Source organism: uncultured Lacinutrix sp. (genome assembly GCF_947500325.1).
Taxonomy (GTDB): domain Bacteria; phylum Bacteroidota; class Bacteroidia; order Flavobacteriales; family Flavobacteriaceae; genus Lacinutrix.
The window spans coordinates 1-5,727 of the sequence record NZ_CANMRQ010000042.1 but is presented as its reverse complement, the minus strand read 5'-3'; the positions used below and the strand labels follow the sequence as shown (position 1 = coordinate 5,727).

General features: G+C 31.0%; 6 protein-coding genes. All 6 read left to right on the top strand.

Features of this window, described 5'->3' with window-relative positions; translation table 11 throughout:
- Window positions 1-97: 97 nt before the first annotated feature.
- The 6 genes from Q0997_RS19960 (at window position 98) to Q0997_RS19935 (ending at window position 5,526) form a co-directional block, all read left to right on the top strand.
- Entirely contained in the window at window positions 98-1,120 is a 1,023-nt protein-coding gene (locus tag Q0997_RS19960; protein ID WP_299892411.1) for a hypothetical protein, read from the top strand.
- 158 nt (window positions 1,121-1,278) lie between these two features.
- Window positions 1,279-2,124, top strand: coding sequence for a hypothetical protein (locus Q0997_RS19955; protein WP_299892408.1), 846 nt, complete (start codon window positions 1,279-1,281; stop codon window positions 2,122-2,124).
- Window positions 2,125-2,644: 520 nt separating this feature from the next.
- Complete coding sequence (locus tag Q0997_RS19950) at window positions 2,645-3,253, top strand: hypothetical protein (RefSeq protein WP_299892405.1); 609 nt, start codon at window positions 2,645-2,647, stop codon at window positions 3,251-3,253.
- 165 nt (window positions 3,254-3,418) lie between these two features.
- On the top strand, window positions 3,419-3,835 hold the full coding sequence (locus tag Q0997_RS19945) for a hypothetical protein (RefSeq protein WP_299892402.1): 417 nt from the start codon (window positions 3,419-3,421) through the stop codon (window positions 3,833-3,835).
- A 154-nt stretch (window positions 3,836-3,989) separates the two neighbouring features.
- A complete protein-coding gene (locus Q0997_RS19940; RefSeq protein ID WP_299892400.1) occupies window positions 3,990-4,808 on the top strand; it encodes a hypothetical protein in 819 nt (272 codons plus the stop codon).
- Between the two features lie 169 nt (window positions 4,809-4,977).
- The gene (locus Q0997_RS19935; protein WP_299892397.1) at window positions 4,978-5,526 is read left to right on the top strand and encodes a hypothetical protein; all 549 of its coding nucleotides are present in this window, start codon (window positions 4,978-4,980) and stop codon (window positions 5,524-5,526) included.
- Window positions 5,527-5,727 lie beyond the last annotated feature (201 nt).

Genomic DNA, 5,727 nt, shown 5'->3' with positions numbered 1-5,727 from the left:
TTTAAAAGCATAAAGCACACAACACAATGTATAGTCAATATCTCCCTACGGTCGTTACTAACTATACATCTAACGTTAGCTGTGATTTAAGAGAGCATTGCTAAAAAAATCTATAGGAAAAATAAAGATGAACAACGCTGAAAAGTTTCTTGAGACATATAAAGAATTAGCTGAAGAAAGTTTTAAAAAATGGGGATATTACTATCCACCAAAAACTTGGGAAGAGTTTGATGCTCGAAACTATAGTTTTTATGAAAAATATTTAAAAGAGAAAGAAAATGGTATAAAAAAAACAAAGGCTTTTATTCGACTAGCTAACACAATGAATGACTTTAGTTTTTACAATTTATATCAAAATTTTGACTTTGAAAATCTTAATAATATTCTATTTCAAACATCTAGACAAAAATTATTAAATAGAGGTATGTTAGCCAGCGGAACAGACCATTGCAATGTGCTTTTCAATACTTTTAGTTCCTTCTCTTGCAATGATTTTTCTGTTATCGACCATTTCTTTCCAAAAGAATTACCTCAATCTAAGGGTAAATTTTATACAGAAGTTTCAGTAAACTTATTAAAAGTACTTTATTACGAACAAACGGAATTTAAGAATGAAGCAATTGCAAAAGCGGACAAATTCTTATCGAAAAAAATTACAAGTTGGGAAAAACACACTGTTCAATATTTTAGAGCTTTGGTTAAAAATGACGCCCAAGATGCAAGTAATTCTTTGCAAGAACTATGTACTGCATTCCAAAAAATGGAACATTCTGTTAATAAGTTAAATAACAAGCTTGCAAAATACTTTGCTTATGAAATCAACGGAATATATCGTTTTGCAATGATTGTGAATCAAGAGTTGTTTGAGCGAATAAATCAACCCAAGCATCACTGTTTTTCAAACGAATTTGAACTGTGGCAAAAAGAGAACAACTTTCCAAAAGGAAAAATCTTTTATAAATACCCGAAAGAAATGGAATTTATGAATACAATTTTTAAAGCAGAATTACCAACTGTAGAGCTTTATAATCCATATCCTGACAGAAAAAAAATCGAACTTTATAAAAACGTAGAGAAATTTGCTGAGGATTTAACCGAAAATGCAGACAAAAAACAATAAAAAACCACAGCTAACAATGGTTATAAGTAATTGCTTGTTCTCGCCTACTTTTGAAAATCCTCGCGGATTTTCAGTTTGGTGTGTATTTGCAAAGTTAAGTGCTAACCCACGCAACTACTCATAGCCGAGACCGTTGTGCAACATTTAAAACAAACTTTGTGAAATCATTATTAATATTTTTTTTATTTCTATCTACATACTTCACATTTGGACAAACAAATGCTGATAGTTTAATAATTAAGAATAAAATCAAAGTAGTTAAAATACTCAACGCGAAAAATAAATTAGTAAACGAAATTAGATATGATTCTCTAGGTAAATTAATCTATAGGTTAGATGATGATTTTGCTGGATATAAAAACCTCAAATCTACGCTCACGAAAATCTATGATGTAAACGGTAATAACATCATATCTGTAATGACACATTCAAATTTTAATAAACCAACTGTTTGGCGTCATAAATACGATGATAGAGGTAATAAAATTGCTACGATTGACGAATTAAATAATAATGTTTTCAAGCAATTTTATGATGAAGACAACTTTATGACGATGAAACTTTCTTATGATGAAAACAATAAAATAAGAAGAAAGTCTACTTTCGAAAAAACTGATGATGGCAATAAGATTATTGAAAAAATAGGAAGAGATTCAATTCCGTCAAGAATTAACACTACAACATTAGACAATAATGGAAATACAATCAAAAGTGAATCATTAGATGGTAGTAGTATAAATTCACTGATTAATTATTTTTATAAGAATAATAGATTAGTCAAAATAACTTATCACGGAGGTTATGGACGTAATTATTTCTACAATTCTAAAAATCAACTAATCAGAACATCTGGTTATAAAGAAGAACAAAATGTAGAAATAACAAGTTCTAATGAAGAATTCATCTATAACAAGAAAGGACTGATTGAATTTTACAGAGAATCCAGATGGTCTAGAGATAATTCGTTGTCGGAATATCGATATGAATATAAATACTACGAATAAAACGTTGCACAACAATGTATAACCGCAATTACGGCGGATTCGACTACGTCCGAATCCACGCGGAATTGCTAAAGTTTGTGCCAAACCGAAAAGTCTGCGTATATTAACCCGTAACTGACGGTTATACGAGACCGTTGTGCACAAGTGCTCACTCGAGCTCAAAAAAGTGTATATTAAATGTAAAAAAACACTCTGCTCCTTTCTGATTTCACTCAATCTCCAAACGGATTTAAAACGCACACAGCCTTTTTAATCGGATATTACTCTTGCTTTTATACGCTGATTTTACTCAACCGTGTTTTCTGATTTCTCTCTTTATTGCGCAAAAAAAACGGATTGCAAAACTTTTAAAACATAAAATAACCTGTGCACAACAATATGTATAGAAAATGCTTATTTTAGTGCTCAACCAATGGCTAATGCGTGTTTGCTTGCGTCTGATTTTCCTTCGGAAAATCCTCGCACACAAAACCGCACATTCCATACATCAACCGTTGTAGCACATTTAAGAAACCGAAATATGAGAATATACATTTTAATTTTTTTTACTTTAATTCTTTTTACCTCTTGTAAAACTGACCCAAATAAACAAGTTGACGAGGGAAAAGTTATAGAAAACAAATATCACAGTAAAGAAATTGGGTGGACAATAGAAATCCCTAAAGGTTGGGATGTTACAAAGCGAGACGAATCACAAAAAAGAGAAGATAATGGATTAAAATTAGTAAACGAAGCAAATGGAATTGATTATGATGCTAGTGGTTTAAAACAACTTATAAGTTTTCAAAAAGATAGAGTTCACAACTTTATAGCTACATCTGAAAAATTTGAAATTGAGTATGATGGTGAATATGAAGAAAATAAAGTATTTGTTAAGGAATTACTTTACAATACTTATGCGAGCAATGGAATTAAAGTTGATACAGTTTCTTCAAAAGAGAAAATTGACAATTTGATTTTTGATTTGTTTAAAATAACAGTTTATGGACCAGATGGAGGTATTTTGCTATACCAGGATTTGTATTCTACATATAGAAATGGATTGGATTTTGGCGTTAACTTAAATTACAAGCGAGAAAAAGAAAAAATGGAATTAATGAGAGTATGGAAAAACTCTAAATTTGAATAAAAACGTGCTACAACACCGTGTATAATTAATTGCTTTGGCGAGTGCTTATTTGGAAAATTCCTTCGGAATTTTCTCTGGTTCGTAATAGTTCGCTAAATTACTGGCTCAATCACGCAACTAATCATACACGAACACGTTGTAAGTAATTTAACAGAACCGTAATAAATGAATTTTTTTAGCAGAAAAAAGAAACCTGAACCAAGAGAAACTAATCCTCAACCGATAGATACTTTTTTCCAACTTTACATTCTTGACACTATCCAAAAACTTCCTTCTGAAAAAAAAGAAATACTCAAAAAGATAGACCTTGATAAAGTATTTTCGACTGACTTTAATGACTGGAAAAAAACAATCAAAAAAGTATTGAATTTATCTGACACGATTGAAATCGCTATTAAAGATTTATGGCTACGGAATTCTGAAATCGCAAAAAGAGATAATACGGAATTGAGTCCTGAGGAATTTGCTATCTTATTTACTAAAAATTTTATAGCAGAGAATAGTAAAATTGATGTTTGGGAAAGTGAATCTGACTTAATTAATGCTAAAAAAAGAATATCGGAATCATATCTTGCGGAATAAAAACTACTTACAACAATGTATAACCGCAATTACGGCGGATTCGACTACGTCCGAATCCACTCGGAATTGCTAAGGTCTGTGCTTAACCCAAAATTAACGTATATTAATCCGTAACTGACGGTTATACTAGACCGTTATGCCCAATTAGACCAAAATGCTCAATCCAACACGAAGAAATAGAAATATAGGAACAGCCAAACAAGGTTATGGACAAGACAATAAACTTGTCGTTCCATATCCAGCTGTTGAAATGAAATACTTCTACGAAAGGTTGGGAAAATATAAAGTAGTTGAAAGAAAAATAAATAATCACAAGTTTAAATTCGTAATAGAAGAAACAAGAGAAAACTCATTTCACGCTTGTACTATTGACGATTTAGAAAAAATATTATCTGAAATTCCAAAAGAAGATTATGGAGATTTAGAATTAATTGTTTTAAGACAGCCTACAAGAAAAGAAGAGAATCTAAAATCAGTTTGGGGAAGATTAATCTACTCTTATGAGTTTGAAAACGAACATTTTCCTGCAATTATAATTGAGGCAATTGATTTAGAACGGAATTTTAAATGGAGTAAGAAATTAAGTGTAGAATCGCAGAAAGAGTTGGAAAGACTTAAAGACGATGGACATAAAATAGTAATGGAAAAACGTTACTTTGAGGCTGAATATAAAATTGAGAATATAAGAGCTACTCAACTTTACAGAACATTACCTCACGAATTTGGACATTTTGTACATTATTTAAACGTTGTAGAGAAACCCGAAAAGCCTGATGAAGAATATGATGCTTGGGAAAAACGGTGGAATAAATATCATAGTTTACCAAGCTCGGAAAAAGAAAGTTTTGCTCACTCTTATGCTGACAAGTTTAAAAGCGAGTTAGAAACTAAAAATATAATTCCGTTTGACAGAATATTAGATTTAGATAAAATTAAAAAAGACGGATTGAAAATATCTGACTTTGAAAAATAACAGGGCATAACACCGTGTATAATTCATTGCTAGTACTTGCCTACTTACGAAAATCCTCGCGGATTTTCTATTCGGTTTGTATTTGCTAAATTAGTTGCTGAAACACGCAACGAAATCATACACAAAACCGTTGTGAGCAAGCTGAAAAAACATTACGCTAAGAAAATAAATGAATAAAGCATATTACGCTGAAAAGGGATTATTTGTTGGAATTACTTCAATTATTTGTGCGTTTTATTTTTTTGCACCAACTCTTTTTACATTTAAAAGTTCTCTAATTAAGCAAAATGGAGAAATAGGTTATTTAAACACATATTACACTCCTGTAGAAAGTTCTAGAGGCTCAAAAAGCATTAAGTCCGAACTAAAATTTACTCTGAATTCAACACAAAGTATTTATGTCCTTATGAAAAATATTGGGCAAAGTAAATTTAACGAAAGATTTGAAAATTTAGAAAAGCAATTAAAAAAATCGGAAAAAGCGACTGTTTGGATAAAAAAAAGTCAAAAGGATGAATACAAACCGACAGTTTTCCAAATAGCTGATAGAAATGGAAAAGTAGTTTATGACTTTAGTGAATCCAAATCACATTCAAGATTTGGGTTCCTAATTTCATTTGGATTAGGAATTTTTGGAATTGGACTATTTATAAATCATAAGTACTCTGACCGATTAAAAAGTTTTTATGGAAAAAAGCCAGCTCACAACAATGTATAAACGCAATTACGGCGGATTCGACTACGTCCGAATCCACTCGGAATTGCTAAGGTCTGTGCTTAACCCAAAATTAACGTATATTAATCCGTAACTGACGGTTATACTAGACCGTTGTATGCAATAGTGACCCGTCCTGAAATAAGGCTACATAATTTTAAACATTATGTATAGAAATGACAAAGTAATTAGACGTTACAGTGA

What these genes read in the sequence shown, in the direction of transcription:
- Q0997_RS19935 (WP_299892397.1), top strand. Translation starts at nt 4,978, where the DNA reads ATGAATAAAGCATATTACGCTGAAAAGGGATTATTTGTTGGAATTACT.
- Q0997_RS19950 (WP_299892405.1), top strand. Translation starts at nt 2,645, where the DNA reads ATGAGAATATACATTTTAATTTTTTTTACTTTAATTCTTTTTACCTCT.
- Q0997_RS19940 (WP_299892400.1), top strand. Translation starts at nt 3,990, where the DNA reads ATGCTCAATCCAACACGAAGAAATAGAAATATAGGAACAGCCAAACAA.
- Q0997_RS19945 (WP_299892402.1), top strand. Translation starts at nt 3,419, where the DNA reads ATGAATTTTTTTAGCAGAAAAAAGAAACCTGAACCAAGAGAAACTAAT.